We start from the raw sequence: 1,037 nt of genomic DNA on the forward strand, positions 1-1,037 counted from the left end.
ACGCTCGTTACCTTTTTCGTAGCCCCTTTCTGGTGCAGGATGTGGGTGTGCTGGCCTGCCGGTCCCGGCATGATTGTGACGCTCTGTTTTTTGATGATCCGAGAGTGGTGTCACCGGGGTTGGCGGGTGCCGAGGGACCGCTGATAGGGACATGGCCGTTGGATTGCCGTGCGTAACGTGGGTGCCGGGCTTCGACACCGTGGCAGGCTGGCCGGATCTGTTGGCTCGTGGTCGGAGGTGTTGGCGGTGCTCAGGGATTATGGCTCGGTGGATGTATTCATCGGTGTGGATGTTGGCAAGGACGGCCATCACGCCGTGGCGCTGGATAAATCAGGGAACAGGCTGCTGGACCGGGCGCTGCCCAACGATGAGGATGAGCTGCGGCAGATCCTTCAGGATCTGGGCTCTCATGGGCGGCTGCTGTTTGTGGTGGACCAGCCGGCCACGGTCGGGGCGCTGGCGGTAGCGGTGGCCCGCGCCGACGGTGCGGTGGTTGGGTATTTGCCTGGTCTGGCGATGCGCAGAATCGCGGACCTGCACCCGGGTGAAGCGAAGACGGACGCCCGTGACGCGTTCATCATCGCCGATGCGGCCCGCAGCCTGCCCGGGACGTTGAGGTCGCTGGAACTTGGTGATGAGCAGCGCGCGGAACTGGTCATGCTCTGCGGGTTCGATGATGACCTGGTCGCCCAGGCCACCGCGACCTCGCACCGGATCCGGGGACTGCTGACCCAGATCCACCCGGCACTGGAACGGGTCCTGGGCCCGCGCCTGGACCACCCTGCCGTAGTGGACCTGCTCCGGACCTGGCCGACCCCGCAGGCACTGCGGCGGGCCGGGACCAAACGGATCGCGGCACGGTTGCGGAAGCTGGCGCCACGGATCGGTGACCGCCTGGCCGGGGAGATCAGCCAGGCCTTGGACCGGCAAACCGTCGTGGTCTCCGGCACGGAATCGGCAGGGATCGTGCTGGCGCAGCTGGCCGGCATGCTCGACGGGCTGCACACCGCCAGGGATACCGTGCTGGCCAAGGTCGA

At 66.5% G+C, this 1,037-nt stretch carries 1 protein-coding gene; it reads left to right on the forward strand.

The window, feature by feature from the left end; translation table 11 throughout:
* Positions 1 to 240: 240 nt before the first annotated feature.
* Positions 241 to 1,037, forward strand: a 797-nt coding sequence (locus ABV518_RS22280) for an IS110 family transposase (RefSeq protein WP_367771833.1), incomplete at its 3' end; no start/stop codon positions are given.

The organism is Arthrobacter sp. HS15c (assembly GCF_040812005.1).
In the GTDB taxonomy this organism is placed as follows: domain Bacteria; phylum Actinomycetota; class Actinomycetes; order Actinomycetales; family Micrococcaceae; genus Arthrobacter.